This is a genomic window from Vibrio ponticus (assembly GCF_009938225.1).
Classification (GTDB): domain Bacteria; phylum Pseudomonadota; class Gammaproteobacteria; order Enterobacterales; family Vibrionaceae; genus Vibrio; species Vibrio ponticus.
On the sequence record NZ_AP019657.1, the window covers coordinates 2,288,896 to 2,303,878 of the forward strand.

Genomic DNA, 14,983 nt, shown 5'->3' on the forward strand with positions numbered 1-14,983 from the left:
CATATTTGCTTACTAAGAGAAAAAAAATCATTGTTACACCCAACTGTAATATTACTGAAATATTTCCTCTCTACTATCGCCCTCAGATTCAACTTACAGACCAAATCAACGAGTAAACGGTCCAACGGAGAAAATATTTATGAACCAAGCTACTACTACAGCAGCACCTATTTCGAGCACAGCTCGCTGGTTACGCTGGGCTAACTTGGCATTCATGTTGTACTTACTGCTTCTAGCGGTATCAATGGTAGGTACTGGTTTTAAGTGGTCAGTGGGCGACCAAGCTAAAGTTCTATTTGAATTTGCGGCTCACCCAATTGCTGGTCTAATGATCGGTCTTGTGGCTACAGCACTTATCCAGTCTTCAAGTACAGTAACTTCTATTATCGTCGGCCTTGTGGCTGGTGGTTTACCAGTTGAAACTGCAATCCCTATGGTTATGGGTGCAAACATTGGTACAACAGTAACTAACACTCTAGTTTCTCTAGGTCACGTTCGTTGCAAAGAAGAATTCCAACGCGCATTTGCAAGTGCGACGATTCACGACTTCTTCAACCTACTAGCTGTAATGATCTTCCTACCGCTAGAGATGATGTTCGGTATTCTAGACAAAGTGTCTCACTGGTTGGTTTCACCACTACTAAACACTGGTGACATGAGCGTGGGTGGTTTTGACTTTATCAAACCAATCACTAAACCAGTAATCAGTGCACTGCAAGGTCCTCTAGGTACATTTGGTAACACTGTTGGTGGCGTATTGCTGATCGCTATCGGTATCGCGACAATCTTCCTAGCTATCACCGTAATGGGTAAGCTAATGAAAGGTCTAATGGTTGGTCGTGCACGTGATATTCTTAAGAACGCAATCGGTCGTGGTCCAATCCACGGTATCGTATCGGGTTCTATCGTGACAGTACTAGTTCAGTCTTCTTCAACGACAACTAGTCTAATGGTTCCACTAGTAGGTACTGGCGTTCTTAAAGTTCGTGACGTTTACCCGTTCACTCTAGGCGCTAACATCGGTACTTGTATTACCGCGCTACTAGCAGCAACAGCAGTATCAGGCGAGTTCGCAGTGTTCGCACTACAAATCGCACTTGTACACTTAGTGTTCAACCTAATGGCAACTGTATTTATCTTTGGTATCCCGTTCCTACGTGAGATTCCAGTGAAGTGTGCTGAATACCTAGCAGCAACAGCAGTTAAGAACAAAGCAGTTGTAGCAGCATACCTACTATCAGTGTTCATCGTGCTACCAGGTGCAATCCTAGCACTGACAGTATAATAACAAAGTAACACACCATCGCTTGCTAAGCCCCTGACCTCGGTCAGGGGCTTTTTTTTGCAAGGAACGCAAGCTACGGAAACATAGGAACACTGCGTTTACGGAACGCTTCGCTCACGGAAAAAGTATTCGGTAACAACGCATTCCCACATCCGTAAGTAAAGTGCAACACAACGTTCGGTAGCAATGCGTTCCCGCATCCGTAAGTGAAGTGCACCGCAACACTCCGTAACAACACCTTCCAGCATCCGTCGTTCCGTAGCAACACCTTCCCGCATCCGTAAGTTAAGCGCAGCGCAACGTTCCGTAGCAACGCGTTCCCGCATCCAAAAAAAAGACCGACACTAGGTCAGTCTTTTTCATTCAATCTATCGCTTACACCGAAAACGGATACTTAATCGGCTCGTGGCATTCGTAGCCTTCAACCCAAAAGTCATCCAAGGTTACCCATGTTTCCAAGTCTTCAAGTGACTTGATCTCAGGGTTAATGTGGAACGTTGCAGGTGCTAATGGTTCACGTTGTAACTGTACATCACGCATCAACTCAAGCTGATCTTCGTAGATGTGTGCATTAACAATCTTATGATACGCCACACCAGGCTTCTTACCGGTAATTTGCGCCATGATAGCAAGGAACACATACACTTGAACCATATTGAAATTCAGCCCTAGCGGCACGTCACACGAACGCTGAGTACTGTTGAGGTACAAAGTGTCGCCCAGTAGCGAGAAATGATGGCTGTACATACATGGACGCAAACAACCCATATGGAACTCACCTGGGTTGTAGAAGTTTAAGATCTCACCGCGGTCATCAACGCCGCGAGTCAAGTCATCCACAATCTTGCGTAGTTGGTCAATATGGCCGCCATCAGGTTTTGCCCATGCACGACCTTGAACGCCGTATACGCGTCCCATGTCATCTTCGCCTTTGCGGTATGGGTTATTCAGCCAAGCTTCGTTCAAATTCGCATTCGCATCCCAGGTTTTGGTGCCGAGCTGACGAAAATCTTCGGCATTATCATACCCACGGATATAGCCCAGTAACTCTGCGACTGCCGCTTTCCAGAAGCTCTTACGTGTAGTCACTAGCGGGAACTGGTTGTTAGCCACATCGTAAGTTAAATCGGCATTAATTACCGTTAAGCAGCGCTTGCCGGTACGCTCGTTTTCAACCCACTCACCATGGTCAACAATACGCTGACAGAGTTCTAAATACTGTTTCACACCAATTCCTTACTTCGCTTTCTGTTGGGGTAATTCGTCTTTGTAGTGACCGCGCTTGTAGGCCCATACCATCATCAAACCACCAGCAATGATCATTGGTGTTGATAAGATTTGACCCATAGAGATAAAGCCACCAAATAAGCCTAATTGTGCATCTGGTTCACGGACATATTCGACGAGGAAACGGAATGTACCATAACCGACTAAGAACAGACCTGACACAGATCCAAGTGGACGTGGCTTTTTAATAAACCAGTTTAGAATAAAGAACAGTACGATCCCTTCAAGAGCCATCTCATATAGCTGTGAAGGATGGCGCGGCAGCGGACCACCATTAGGAAATACGATAGCCCAAGGCACGTCAGTAACACGTCCCCACAGCTCGCTGTTCATAAAGTTACCCATACGCCCCATACCTAAGCCAAACGGCACCAGTGGAGCAATGAAATCCGCCACACCAAAGAAAGTACGTCCATTTTTACGCGCATACCAGAACATTGCGGTGATCACACCCAGCAGACCGCCGTGGAATGACATACCACCGGTCCAGACTTTAAACAGGTAAAGTGGGTCTTGTAGGAACAACTCAAAGTTATAAAACAAAACATAACCGACACGACCGCCGATCACGACACCTAAGAAACCAGCAAAGAGCAAGTCAGACACCTGTTCGCGAGTCCAGCCACTGCCCGGTTTGTCAGCGCGTCGATTCGCCAGCCACAAGGCAAAGGCAAAACCGATTAAGTACATTAAGCCATACCAACGAATAGATAGTGGGCCAATTGAGACTAATACAGGATCGATATTAGGAAATTCAAAGTATCCCTGAGACATAAGAAGACTACTCTTTTAATAATGATTTAGATGAGATTGCACTACAGCAACATAGTTCCTGCTACAAACATCAAAAATAGCGCGAAAATCTTTTTCAATGCCGCCGTCGGTAAAGATGTCGCCAATTTGGCGCCAATCTTTGTCGTCAACATTGAGGTTGATGCAATCGCTGCCAGTGCGGGCAAATACACGTAACCCACACTATAACTTGGTAAGTTATCAGCGCTGTAACCATGCAAAATAAAGCCTGTCATACCTGAAATGGCAATCACACAGCCACACACAGAGGAAGAGCCTACCGCTTTTCGCATCTCAACGCCATGGCGATTAAGGAAAGGCACCGATAAAGAGCCACCACCAATCCCTGCCAAACTAGAAATAATGCCAATTCCAGCACCATACCCCATGGTCACACCACTCGAAGGCATACTGCGCTCAGTGGTACTTTTAATCGACAGTAACATCTGCAACGCAAGCAGTAGCACAATCACACCAAAGACTTTCGGTAGGTATTCACTTGGTATCCACTCCGCGACGTTAGCGCCAACAAAACCGCCAATAACAACGCCGGGCATCAACCACTTGACGACAAACATGTCGACATTCCCCAACTTGAGGTGATTAAACGCAGAAGAACCTGAAGTGACGATGATGGTCGAAAGGGAGGTTGCCAAAGCAATGTTCATCGTGATGCTCGGATCAATTCCGGCTTGTGGTAAAAGAAAGACCAAAGCAGGGACCACTATTAAACCACCACCGATACCTAATAACCCTGCCATTACACCTACAAATGCGCCGAGTAAAAGCATTAACAATAGCAATTCAATAGACACCCTGTTTCCTTATTTTTTACCAGCGCGGATAAAGCCTGAGAAGCCTTTTAATTCAAAGAAATCTTCCATCATCGCATAAATGTTGTTGCCATACGGTTGAGTTAAAGCTTGAGTCGCTAATTGACTCAGCTCTTCCACACTGGTGTGACGCAGTAAGTATTTTACCTTAGCCACGTTTGAGGTGTTCATACTTAAACTACGATACCCCAAACCCACTAAAAGTAATGAACCAATCGGATCGCCCGCCAACTCACCACAAATACAGACAGGTAACTTTAACTGCTGACAAGTTTGATAAATATGATTCAACGCCATAATGACCGCCGGATGCATACTCTCATACACATCAGATACCCGTGAATTATTACGGTCTACCGCGAGTAAATATTGGGTTAAATCGTTGGTTCCCACCGAAACAAAATCGATCTTATCTGCCACCAATGGCAGAAGATAGAGCATTGATGGCACTTCGATCATGATGCCGACTTGTGGTCGAAGCAACTGCGGGTTAAGTGTCAAAACTTCCGAATAGGCTTGCTCAATCAATACCAAAGCATCATCCAGCTCTTGCGCACCAGAAATCATCGGCAGCAGAATACTTAAATTTTGCGTAGTTGAGCTTGCGCGCATCATCGCACGAATTTGCATTAAGAAGATATCGGGATGATCGAGCGTAAAGCGAATCCCACGCCAACCCAAAAATGGATTGTCCTCTTCAATCGGCAGATATGGTAGCGGTTTATCACCACCAATATCTAAAGTGCGCATCACCACTCTTTTATCTGGGTAAGTGGTTAATACCGAATTGTATTGCTGGGTCTGCTCATCTTCCGACGGGAAGCGATGTTGAAGTAAAAAGCTAATTTCGGTGCGGTATAACCCCACCCCATCAACACCTTGGTTAACCGCAATGTTAGCATCGGCACTGAGACCTGCATTGAGCAACACTTCAATACGCTGACCATCACTGGTTTGCGCAGGCTCTTCAATGCGCTGGTTAACCATATTGGCTAACTCACGCTCTTCATTGGCAAGAGCTCGGTACTCTTTGAGTAGCTGACGGCTTGGTGAGACTAAAATCTTACCGCTGTAACCATCGACAATACCTTGCTTGCCATTGATGGTGCTGAGGTTAAGGGTAACCCCCATTACGGCAGGAATACCAAGCGCACGTGACAAGATAGCCGCATGTGAATTCGCTGCACCTTCCAATGAAATCACAGCAAGTAGCTGATCTTTAGGAATCGATGCTAATAACGAGGCGGTTAACTCACGCACGACTAAAATCACTGGCTGATCAAAAGTTTGTTGCTCTTGCTCGGTATTATTGAGGAAGTAAAGCAGTCGTTGACCTAACTCACGCACATCTTGCGCGCGTTCACGCAAATAACTGTCCGACATGCGAGCAAAACGGCTCGAATAGGTTTCGACTACCTGACGCACAGCCCAATCTGCGCGATCGCCTTTCTGAATCTGCACTTTAAGATCTTTGCGTAGCATGGGATCATTAAGCAAGTGAGTAAACAGATCGAATATGGCTAGCGTATCTTTATTGATTTCACTGTCGAGTTTCTTACGCATCCGACGAAAATCATTCAACGCCGCTTCGATAGCAAGAAGCAGCCACTCCTGTTCACGTTCGATATCTAACGTCGAGGCAGGACTAACATCCGAAAGTAAAGGCTGGCTATCGTCCCACCAGAATTGACCTATCGCTACACCTGATGACGCAGGAATGCCTCGAATTGCTTGTTGAGTCTTTTCTAGTCGCCATTGCCCTTGAGTCTGAGCATGCGCAATAATCACCGCTAGCTGAGCGGCCAACGTCACCAAGAAGGACTCTTCCATCTCATTAAACAGACGTGGCTCTTTCTGCTGTACCACCAGCACTCCAAGAACCTGCTTGCGGTGAATGATCGGGGTACCTAAAAAGCTTTGGTAGACCTCTTCTCCAAGTTGAGAAAAGTATTTAAAGTTGGGATGTTTTGAGGCTTCAGCAAGGTTTAATGGTTCAGCGCTGCGTTTAACTAACCCCACCAAACCTTCACTAAAGTTGATATGTATTTTATTGCCTTTAAAACGCAAGCCTTGAGTCGCCATCAACTCAAGACGCTGCATCTCTTCATTCGCAAGGTAAATCGTGCAACATTCCGTGTGCATAGCAAGACAAGTTTGCTTAACCAAAAGTTGCAACGCTGCATGAACGTTTTCAACTCGTGAAACTTGTTCAACTATGTCCCTTAGTTGAGAAAGCATCTCTACCCTCTTCGTGATTTACGTTTGCCTTTAACTCGACGCTCTTTAAACGGCATTGCCATGGACGCGAACTCTTTCATTGCGCGACGATAAACATCACGTTTAAAAGAGACCACTTGACGCACTGGATACCAATAACTCACCCAACGCCAACCATCAAATTCAGGGGAATTACCACGCTGCATATTGATCTTAGCTTCATCACAATCTAAGCGCAGTAAAAACCATTTCTGTTTTTGGCCGATACAAACAGGTTTTGAATCCCAACGGACAAGTCGTTTCGGTAATTTATACCTTAGCCAATGTCGGCTTGTCGCTATGATTTTCACGTCTTTACTAGTAAGACCCACCTCTTCATACAACTCTCTAAACATGGCTTGTTCAGGTGTTTCACCGTCATCAATCCCACCTTGAGGAAATTGCCATGAATGTTGTCCGTATCGCTTAGCCCAGAAGACCTGACCATGGTTGTTACAGATTACAATACCCACATTTAAGCGGTAACCATCGCCATCTATCACTGGCCAACCTCTAATAAATTCTTAATTGCAGTAATTTTTCCACATATCCCCAAGCGGAGCAAACTTACTAGTGTGACTAGCACAGAAATTATCGCCGAATCTTGCCATTCTGAATAACTATCGACCAAAAACGCCGTTATTCACAACGCGATGAGACCTACTCCACATTTATTCACCTTTTCTGTGTATAAGTATGTGAAAAAACACCAAACAAGCGATCATTTATTCATCATAGGTTATTTGCGCAACAAACAACCACGTTCACAACCCAACAAAAAACCATGCAATACATATAGTTAAATAAAATAAGAAGTAACAAACCATACTGTTCATCAGCATGTATTTTAAGCCCAACCAAACTGCTCAAAGATCAACCACTCATTTATTTATCCACACCACCTCAAGCAAAAAAAGCTAAACTCTGAAAATTCAAGCAAAATCCCCCGCCAAAACCCCTGTTAATTCATACATAAGTTGCAAAATTAGCTATTTTTCATTCAATATCTGTGGATAACCTATTAATGAAGATCTTTTCATCACTCTGTACGATCTTTCACCAGCTCCACATTTGGTGAGATTGCGTTAAAATAGTCCGCCAATAAGCCAATAAGTGTCACCAATGAAAGCTGAACCGAAGTCAGAACAAGAACTCCTGCAACGCGCCACCGATATTGCCGGACTCACATTCCTTGAATTAGCTGAAGAAGCAGGGATAACAGTACCTGCAGATTTACGCCGCGATAAAGGCTGGGTTGGGCAGTTACTAGAATGGCATTTAGGCGCCACAGCAGGCAGCAAACCTCAACAAGACTTTGAGCAACTGGGTATTGAGCTCAAAACGATTCCAATTGGTTACAACGGTAAGCCGTTAGAAACCACCTTTGTTTGCGTTGCTCCGCTGACAGGTGTGCATGGCTTAACTTGGCAACACAGTCATGTCCGTAACAAGCTTTCTCGCGTGTTATGGATACCGGTTGAAGGTGAGCGCGAAATCCCTCTGGCAGAGCGTCGTGTTGGTTCTCCACTGATTTGGTCACCAAGCGAGGAAGAAGAGCGACAACTGCAAACGGATTGGGAAGAACTGATGGAGCTCATCGTACTTGGTCAGGTTGAGAAAATTACCGCTCGACATGGCGAAGTGCTACAACTTCGACCAAAAGCGGCTAACAGCCGTGTACTTACCGAAGCTTACGGCGCCAGTGGTAAGCTAATAAAAACCTTACCGCGAGGCTTTTATTTGCGTACCCAATTTACCGCACGCATCCTAGAGCAGAACTTTGCATAGACGGATTCACTAGTGCTTAGTTACCGCGAGTTCAATATCATGGTATCTAGGCACATCTTCTGAACCAAACTCATCGTAGCTATTGTGTAAACGCAAATAAGCGCGTTCAACATCAAGTCGATGCAGTTCTTCTTTCACTTGATCGAGTGAGGCATAATGAACCGGCTCTCCATCCTCACAAATCGGTTCTAATTTGTGTTTATACTCCACCGCTAATAAGTACTGTGAAAGATCGGAACAGCTGATCACAAACACTTTTGGTGGCTGATAGCTTTTCTTGTGAAAGCCATGAATCCACTTATCTAATTGCTTTCGGTGCATATCTCCCCCTCAGCTCTATTGTCGATAACTCACGAGCCATATCACTATTATAGTTACAGAGCGTTATTTTGTGTTCTGTGCACTTTTAATCGCGGTAAATGCTCGCTTATATTGGATCATTAGGTAATTGTTACTCACTGGCTGAGCACATCAAAGCAAGGAAGATTATGAAATATCACAAACTCCCGCATTCTAGTTTAGAAGTCAGCAAAATCTGTTTAGGCACGATGACGTTTGGTGAACAAAACTCACAATCTGATGCATTCAATCAACTCGATTATGCGTTCGAACGTGGGGTCAATTTCATTGATACCGCAGAGATGTATCCGGTACCACCAAAACAACAAACCCAAGGCGCGACAGAAGCGTACATTGGCAACTGGTTAGAAAAGTCTGGCAAACGAGAAAAAGTGATCCTTGCCACCAAAGTCGCCGGACCACGCAATGTGCCTTATATTCGTGACAACATGAAGCTCGACCGCCGCAATATTCATCAAGCCATTGATGATAGCTTGGCAAGGCTAAAAACCGACTATATCGACTTATATCAAATCCATTGGCCACAACGTGAAACCAATACATTTGGTCAGCTAAACTACCCTTACCCTGATAGCCAGCAAGAAGTGACGTTAATTGAAACGCTCGAAGCGATGGCGGAATTAATGAAAGCAGGGAAAATTCGCTACATTGGCGTCTCAAATGAAACACCTTGGGGGGTAATGAGCCTGCTCAAATTAGCAGAGAAACACGATCTACCAAGAATTGTTTCGATTCAAAACCCATACAATTTACTCAATCGCAGTTTTGAAGTCGGTCTGTCTGAGATTAGCCACTATGAAGGCGTGGAATTACTGGCTTATTCACCACTTGCTTTTGGTTGCCTGAGTGGTAAATATCTCAATGGTCAGCGCCCTGAAGGTGCGCGCTGTTCGTTGTTTGAACGCTTTGTGCGCTACTTTACTCCGCAAGGAATTGCCGCAACACAAGCTTATGTCGACTTAGCCCATCGTCATGGAATCGATCCTGCACAGATGGCACTCGCCTTTATTAACCAGCGTCCATTCGTTGCCGCAAATATCATTGGCGCGACAACGATGGCGCAACTGAAAGATAATATCGATAGTATCGAAATAACGTTAAGTGATGAATTACTAAAAGATATCCAGGAGGTTGGTACCACTTATTCCAACCCCTGTCCGTAATAAGTTGCTGGGAGGGAGATATCACTTCCCTCCCAAAACTTACGTCGGTATTCGCAGCGTTAAAACCCGACGAAGATGACGAATACGACGTTCAGCTTTTACTTTAGGTGCGACACTGTTACCTAGTGGACGCCCTTCGGTATCTAAACCGATATCTCGCAACAGATGCTCATTCATCCACGGAAGTTCGTGGGCACTACGACGCACCTTTTTTCGCCAAGCTCGTTCTTCACGACGTATGTCTGCTCTCACAAGTAAAGTGGCAACTTTTAGGTAAATTGATTGGTTCATGGTTTTCTCCAGTCAAGATTAGAGCTGGGAAAATAGCAACCGAGAAAAATCTAACTATTGAGGTAATCGGCTACTTTTTCCGCAGCCAATTAAAAACAGGTTACGGATTAGATAATTGCATGCGCGGGTTTGCGATCGCCTTGACAGATTAAGGCGTTGGTCGCAGAGCCCTTAACCACAATAGTGGTGTTTACTGGGGCAACAGGGGCACACAGATTTTGCATAACAATCAATGGTTTCATCGTGCGCCTCCTTACAATTATTTAATCCAATTTCGAATGGGTATGAGCCGAAACTCATGGTTAAATTCTAAGCAAATGAGATTAATATTCAACCAACTTTTAACAATTAAAACCAAAACAAATTTTTAACCTAAAAATAACTTAATTGCATGTAAGTTTATAAGATATTCCTCTTGGAAATATGCAACAACCAACCCAATTGTTTTATAAACAAAAAAGCCAACCTTATCGGTTGGCTTAACTTTCAGCGAGAAAAGAGACTTTCTAGTAGACAGTGTCGATCTTAACTTGTTTCTCAACCATCCACTCTTGCTTATCTTGGTGCTCGGTCTGCACTGCGACATCAACTGGTTGAGTCGGATCTAATTCAAACTGCCAAACAAACACCAATTCCCACTGATTTTCATTGTGAGTGCGGAGTTCTAGGTCATCGCCATCAATCAACCAAGTCTCTTCACCTTGACGCAGAGTGATACTCTTTATCTCTAAATCTGCTGGTAACGCTGAAGATGACTCTAAGTAAAGTGCACCATGTAAGTTCTGTTCCTGTAACTCACCGATTGTTGGCATCTTGTTGAGCCACAAGTTACTGGTTAGTTGCACTTGAGCATTATTTATCGTCACTTGCTCATCTTGCTCCCACCCCACTTGAGGCGAAGAGCAACCTGCTAATAGGGCAAGAGTCAGTGAAACAGCAGCAAATTTTTTCATAATCTTACCTCTGGGCTAGCCATTCTTTGAGTATCTGAATATCGCTTTGGTATTCTTTCTTAATTTCATCGACCCAATCATCAATATTCTCCCACCACGCTGGCAGATCCGGTGACTGCGCTTTTTGCGCCACACTTTGAATATGTTTTAGACCAATTGAGCCGGCGGCACCTTTTATTTTATGCGCTTCAGAGACAATGCCTTCTTGATCTTTGGCAACCATATTGGAATCAAGTAATTCAATATAACCTGGCATCATATCTTCAAACATAGCAATGCTCTCAAGCACAGGCTTAGTGCCCACAATGCCAACATAAGACTCTAGCATATCGAGATCGAGAATGGTCTGATAAACCTCTCCTGTATCCACAACGTGTTCAGGCTCTGGCAAATGCGGCATAGGCTCATAGGGTTTATGGTCACCAAACAGAGCGATAACCTCTTGCACTGCGGCAACTGAAAGTGGCTTACTCAGAGCCTCATCCATGCCTTGCTCATAATATTCTTGCTTATTCTTCACCACATTAGCGGTTAATGCCACCAGCGGTGGCAATTGCGAGTAGAGTTCGCGGAAATGCCTTGCAACATCAAACCCGGTCATATCGGGCAGTTGAATATCTAAGAACACTAGATCATACAATTCCGGATCAAACATCTCGAGCGCTTCTTGCCCAGTCATCGCCACAGATACTTCATGCCCCATGCTTTCCAGCAAAGAGCGTGCAACCGTAATATTCAGCTCAATATCTTCCACCATAAAGATATTCAATTCACGCTCTGATAGCTGAACTTCGACTTTGGCGATTTCAGTTTCTTCCGCAAGCGGCACACAAATGGTGACGGTGAAGGTGCTACCAAATCCTTCTTCGCTACTCACCGTAATATCACCATGCATCATCTCAATCAGTTGTTTCGACACCGCTAAGCCAATACCCGTACCTACTGCATGCAAGTTATCTTTGTCAGATTTCACTTGATAGTACATGGCAAAAATATTGTCTAATTCAGAATCAGGAATACCAACCCCGGTATCTTCAACTTCTAAAGTGATATAAGCATGCTCATTCTCAACGTATGAACTGACCGAAAGTACGACACCGCCTTCTTTGGTAAACTTCATCGCATTACTGATCAAATTCCACAGTACTTGGCGCAGTCGCGTTGCATCAACGCTAATCGCTGTTGGCAGATCATTGAGTCGCTCTAAATTAAAACGCAGCCCCTTTTGTTCTGCCATCAAGGCAGCAATGCTCTCAATTTCAACCACAAAATCTTCAAAGTTAAGCGGGGCTGGATAAAGCTCTAACTTACGGCGATCAAACTTATCCATATCAATAATGTCATTAAAAATATTACCTAGGGTAATAGCACTGACATTAATGGTTTGCATGTGTTTGCGCTGCTCATCGGTCATCGGCGTATCGAGCAACATACGGCTTAAACCAACAATACCGTTTAACGGAGTTCTAAGTTCATGGCTAATTGTCGAGATAAACGTCGTCTTATCACGACTCGCCTTCTCTAATGACTCTTCATGGCGTTTACGTTCGGTAATATCGCGTCCAAAACCGACGAGACCTAAATGACGACCATCTTTGCTGTAAAACGGCACTTTCCGCAGTTCAAAATAAATCTTACGACCGTCAGGGTACTCTAGCCATTGTTCGTAAGTTATCGCTTGGTTGTCAGCAAATACCGCATCATCGGTCTCGACAATTTGTTGCGCCACTTCTTTGCTATAGACCTCCCAAGGCGTGAGCCCGACAAGTTGCGATTCTTTTTTGCCCGTCAACTCTTCCATGGCGCGGTTACAACCCGAGAAAACACCTTCCGCATTACGGTAATAAATCAAGTCTGGTGAAGCATCGATAAATGAACGCAGCAGTGCGGTACGCTCGGCGAGTTCCATTTGAGTACGCTCGCGCTGATAAACCTCATTCTCTAGGTCTTTCATCGCTTCTTCGCGTCCCTCTTCTGCTTTAATGCGCTCCTCAATTTCCTGATTAAGCTTTTCAATATTGAGCTGCAATTGCTGATTCAGTTCCAAATCACGCGAGCGCATCACTTTCAGTTTCGAGACTAACTTAGACAAGCGTTGACGCGACTCTTCAAGTTGGTCAACCACCACGGAAAGAAAGTAAACCGCCCACGGCGTAATCACTAAGCCAAAGAAAACAGAACGGACAATATCGATATTATCGACAGAGCCACTTAAAAACAGGGTGATCCCGACTTGAACAACTACTGCAAGCGAGATAAGAGCAAGAGCCAGAAGAATAGAGAAACGCAAAATACCGAGCTTGACCAATAGGTCAACGTAGTATTGAGCAAGGTTCTTGATGGTTTTCATTAAGCGCTCCGAGCGACAAAAGGGCAGCAGCTATCGCCATAAAGTTCCGCTGCTGGATTTAGAATAGTAAATAGCGATATATAGCAACATATTACCTGCTTTAATGAAACACAGCTAAGTAATCCCCAACAACATTAGGCTTAATTATTGGATGTGTGACCTAAGCAGGCTTGCCTATTGGAAATGAGGATGGATGTCGATAAGTGATTGTCGAAAAAGCAAACCATCTGTTGATGACAGCTCAATCGTCAGGCAATGATACGCCAGGGACGAAAAGAAAACGGGGAAGATAACAGCACCATCAGTGGGTGTTGATGGTGCTTGGAGTCAAGAGATAAGTGTTACTCAGGCTTAATATAGTGGAATGGCTGTCCGACGAGTGAACCTTGAGCCCCCTCTCGGTTGAGTGCACGCCCAATTTCAGTCATAGCTAACCAACGGTTCTCGCACCATAATGGCGAAAGCAGAGTTGGGCGACGCGCCGCTGATGAAACGCGATGATAAACCACCTCAGGTGGTGTCATACGAATCAGTTCACTCGCAATGGCTACGTATTCTTCTAGCTCAGGCGCTTCCAATTTACCCGCACGCCAAGCTTTTGCCATAGTGCTACCTTCAACGATATGTAAACCATGCAGTTTGATACCGTCCGTCCCAACCTCCAGCACTTGCTGCATGGTTTTCACGTTATCTTCACGAGTTTCGCGCGGTAAGCCGACAATTAAATGCGTGCAGACTTTAATCCCTAGCGCGCGAGCGCGTTGGGTAATTTCGGCATAACACTCGAAATCATGCCCGCGATTAATGCGTTTCAAGGTGTCGTTATTAGCAGTTTGTAAGCCCAGCTCGAGCCAAATCTCGTAACCTTGCTTGACATAATCAGACAGCAATTCAAGTACCGCATCAGGCACACAGTCAGGACGAGTGCCGACACACAAGCCAACGATATCGGCTGCCTTTAATGCTTCTTCATACATGTTTTTCAGAACCTGAACTTCCGCATAAGTGCTGGTGTAGGCTTGAAAGTAAGCGAGGTATTTTTTCGCGCGAGCAATTTCACCCGCCCGATCGATAAGCTGCTCTTGAATGCTTTTAACTTGCGTTTCTTCATCAGCAAAAGAAGCTACGTTACAGAAAGTACAACCACCACGACCGATAGTGCCATCGCGGTTTGGGCAGCTAAATCCACCATGCAAAGTAAGCTTGTGAACCTTCTCTCCATAACGGCGATGTAAATCCTGACCTATTGTATTGACCAATTCATGTAACTGCATATTAACCACTAATGAGAATGACAATCATTAAGATTTGTGTAATTAAATTACACAATTTGTTGATTTTGAAATGAGTGCAATTTAACCAAAACTGCCAATTTGATCCCTATCACAAATCAATAAACATGCAATTAAACGTGCTTCAAACTGAATTTTAGGCAGAAAACAAACATAAATCCTATTTTGCGCGCGAAAAAATTGCGCAACAACGCCGCGTTTTGATTGCATTTTAACCCGAAGAAATTGTAGGATACTTACAGATCTCACTTGCGCGGCGTATTCGCCAATAACAAAACTATCGGCAAGGAGAACGGTGATAGCCAGACCCCACCTAATAAATCACTACAAAAG

14 protein-coding genes are annotated in these 14,983 nt (G+C 44.6%); 3 read left to right on the plus strand and 11 right to left on the minus strand.

Features of this window, described 5'->3' with window-relative positions:
* The first annotated feature begins 139 nt into the window (after positions 1-139).
* Positions 140-1,285, plus strand: a complete 1,146-nt coding sequence (locus tag GZN30_RS10205; RefSeq protein ID WP_075651468.1) for a Na/Pi symporter — start codon at positions 140-142, stop codon at positions 1,283-1,285.
* Between the two features lie 375 nt (positions 1,286-1,660).
* Here the strand turns inward: GZN30_RS10205 and GZN30_RS10210 are convergent, their stop codons facing one another.
* The 5 genes from GZN30_RS10210 to rppH are packed head-to-tail and all read right to left on the minus strand — an operon-like array spanning position 1,661 to position 6,956.
* Positions 1,661-2,512 (minus strand): thymidylate synthase, encoded by an 852-nt coding sequence (locus tag GZN30_RS10210; RefSeq protein ID WP_075651466.1) that lies wholly within the window; start codon positions 2,510-2,512, stop codon positions 1,661-1,663.
* 9 nt (positions 2,513-2,521) lie between these two features.
* Positions 2,522-3,346 (minus strand): prolipoprotein diacylglyceryl transferase, encoded by an 825-nt coding sequence (lgt, locus tag GZN30_RS10215; RefSeq protein WP_075651464.1) that lies wholly within the window; start codon positions 3,344-3,346, stop codon positions 2,522-2,524.
* A gap of 41 nt (positions 3,347-3,387) precedes the next feature.
* Positions 3,388-4,155: a sulfite exporter TauE/SafE family protein gene (locus tag GZN30_RS10220; protein ID WP_375732267.1), complete on the minus strand. Its 768-nt coding sequence runs from the start codon at positions 4,153-4,155 to the stop codon at positions 3,388-3,390.
* 33 nt (positions 4,156-4,188) lie between these two features.
* The gene (gene ptsP / locus GZN30_RS10225; protein WP_075651460.1) at positions 4,189-6,435 is read right to left on the minus strand and encodes a phosphoenolpyruvate--protein phosphotransferase; all 2,247 of its coding nucleotides are present in this window, start codon (positions 6,433-6,435) and stop codon (positions 4,189-4,191) included.
* Positions 6,436-6,437: 2 nt separating this feature from the next.
* The gene (gene rppH / locus GZN30_RS10230) at positions 6,438-6,956 is read right to left on the minus strand and encodes an RNA pyrophosphohydrolase (RefSeq protein ID WP_075651458.1); all 519 of its coding nucleotides are present in this window, start codon (positions 6,954-6,956) and stop codon (positions 6,438-6,440) included.
* 619 nt (positions 6,957-7,575) lie between these two features.
* On the opposite strand from rppH, the gene mutH reads away from it, so the two are divergent.
* Entirely contained in the window at positions 7,576-8,241 is a 666-nt protein-coding gene (gene mutH / locus GZN30_RS10235) for a DNA mismatch repair endonuclease MutH (protein WP_075651456.1), read from the plus strand.
* 9 nt (positions 8,242-8,250) lie between these two features.
* Here mutH and GZN30_RS10240 read toward each other — a convergent pair whose 3' ends face one another.
* Complete coding sequence (locus GZN30_RS10240; protein ID WP_075651454.1) at positions 8,251-8,562, minus strand: DUF6482 family protein; 312 nt, start codon at positions 8,560-8,562, stop codon at positions 8,251-8,253.
* A gap of 167 nt (positions 8,563-8,729) precedes the next feature.
* Between GZN30_RS10240 and GZN30_RS10245 the strand changes: the two genes are divergently transcribed.
* Positions 8,730-9,764 carry an NADP(H)-dependent aldo-keto reductase gene (locus GZN30_RS10245; RefSeq protein ID WP_075651452.1) on the plus strand — a complete coding sequence of 345 codons (1,035 nt, stop codon included), beginning with the start codon at positions 8,730-8,732 and terminating at the stop codon, positions 9,762-9,764.
* A 39-nt stretch (positions 9,765-9,803) separates the two neighbouring features.
* Here the strand turns inward: GZN30_RS10245 and GZN30_RS10250 are convergent, their stop codons facing one another.
* The 5 genes from GZN30_RS10250 to GZN30_RS10265 form a co-directional block, all read right to left on the minus strand.
* Positions 9,804-10,055, minus strand: a complete 252-nt coding sequence (locus GZN30_RS10250; protein ID WP_075651450.1) for a DUF1127 domain-containing protein — start codon at positions 10,053-10,055, stop codon at positions 9,804-9,806.
* Between the two features lie 107 nt (positions 10,056-10,162).
* Positions 10,163-10,297 (minus strand): hypothetical protein, encoded by a 135-nt coding sequence (locus tag GZN30_RS21445; RefSeq protein WP_260338231.1) that lies wholly within the window; start codon positions 10,295-10,297, stop codon positions 10,163-10,165.
* A gap of 264 nt (positions 10,298-10,561) precedes the next feature.
* On the minus strand, positions 10,562-11,008 hold the full coding sequence (locus GZN30_RS10255; protein ID WP_075651448.1) for a hypothetical protein: 447 nt from the start codon (positions 11,006-11,008) through the stop codon (positions 10,562-10,564).
* Positions 11,009-11,012: 4 nt separating this feature from the next.
* Positions 11,013-13,358 (minus strand): aerobic respiration two-component sensor histidine kinase ArcB, encoded by a 2,346-nt coding sequence (gene arcB / locus GZN30_RS10260; protein WP_075651446.1) that lies wholly within the window; start codon positions 13,356-13,358, stop codon positions 11,013-11,015.
* Between the two features lie 341 nt (positions 13,359-13,699).
* Positions 13,700-14,632: a TIGR01212 family radical SAM protein gene (locus GZN30_RS10265; protein WP_075651444.1), complete on the minus strand. Its 933-nt coding sequence runs from the start codon at positions 14,630-14,632 to the stop codon at positions 13,700-13,702.
* Positions 14,633-14,983: the final 351 nt, after the last annotated feature.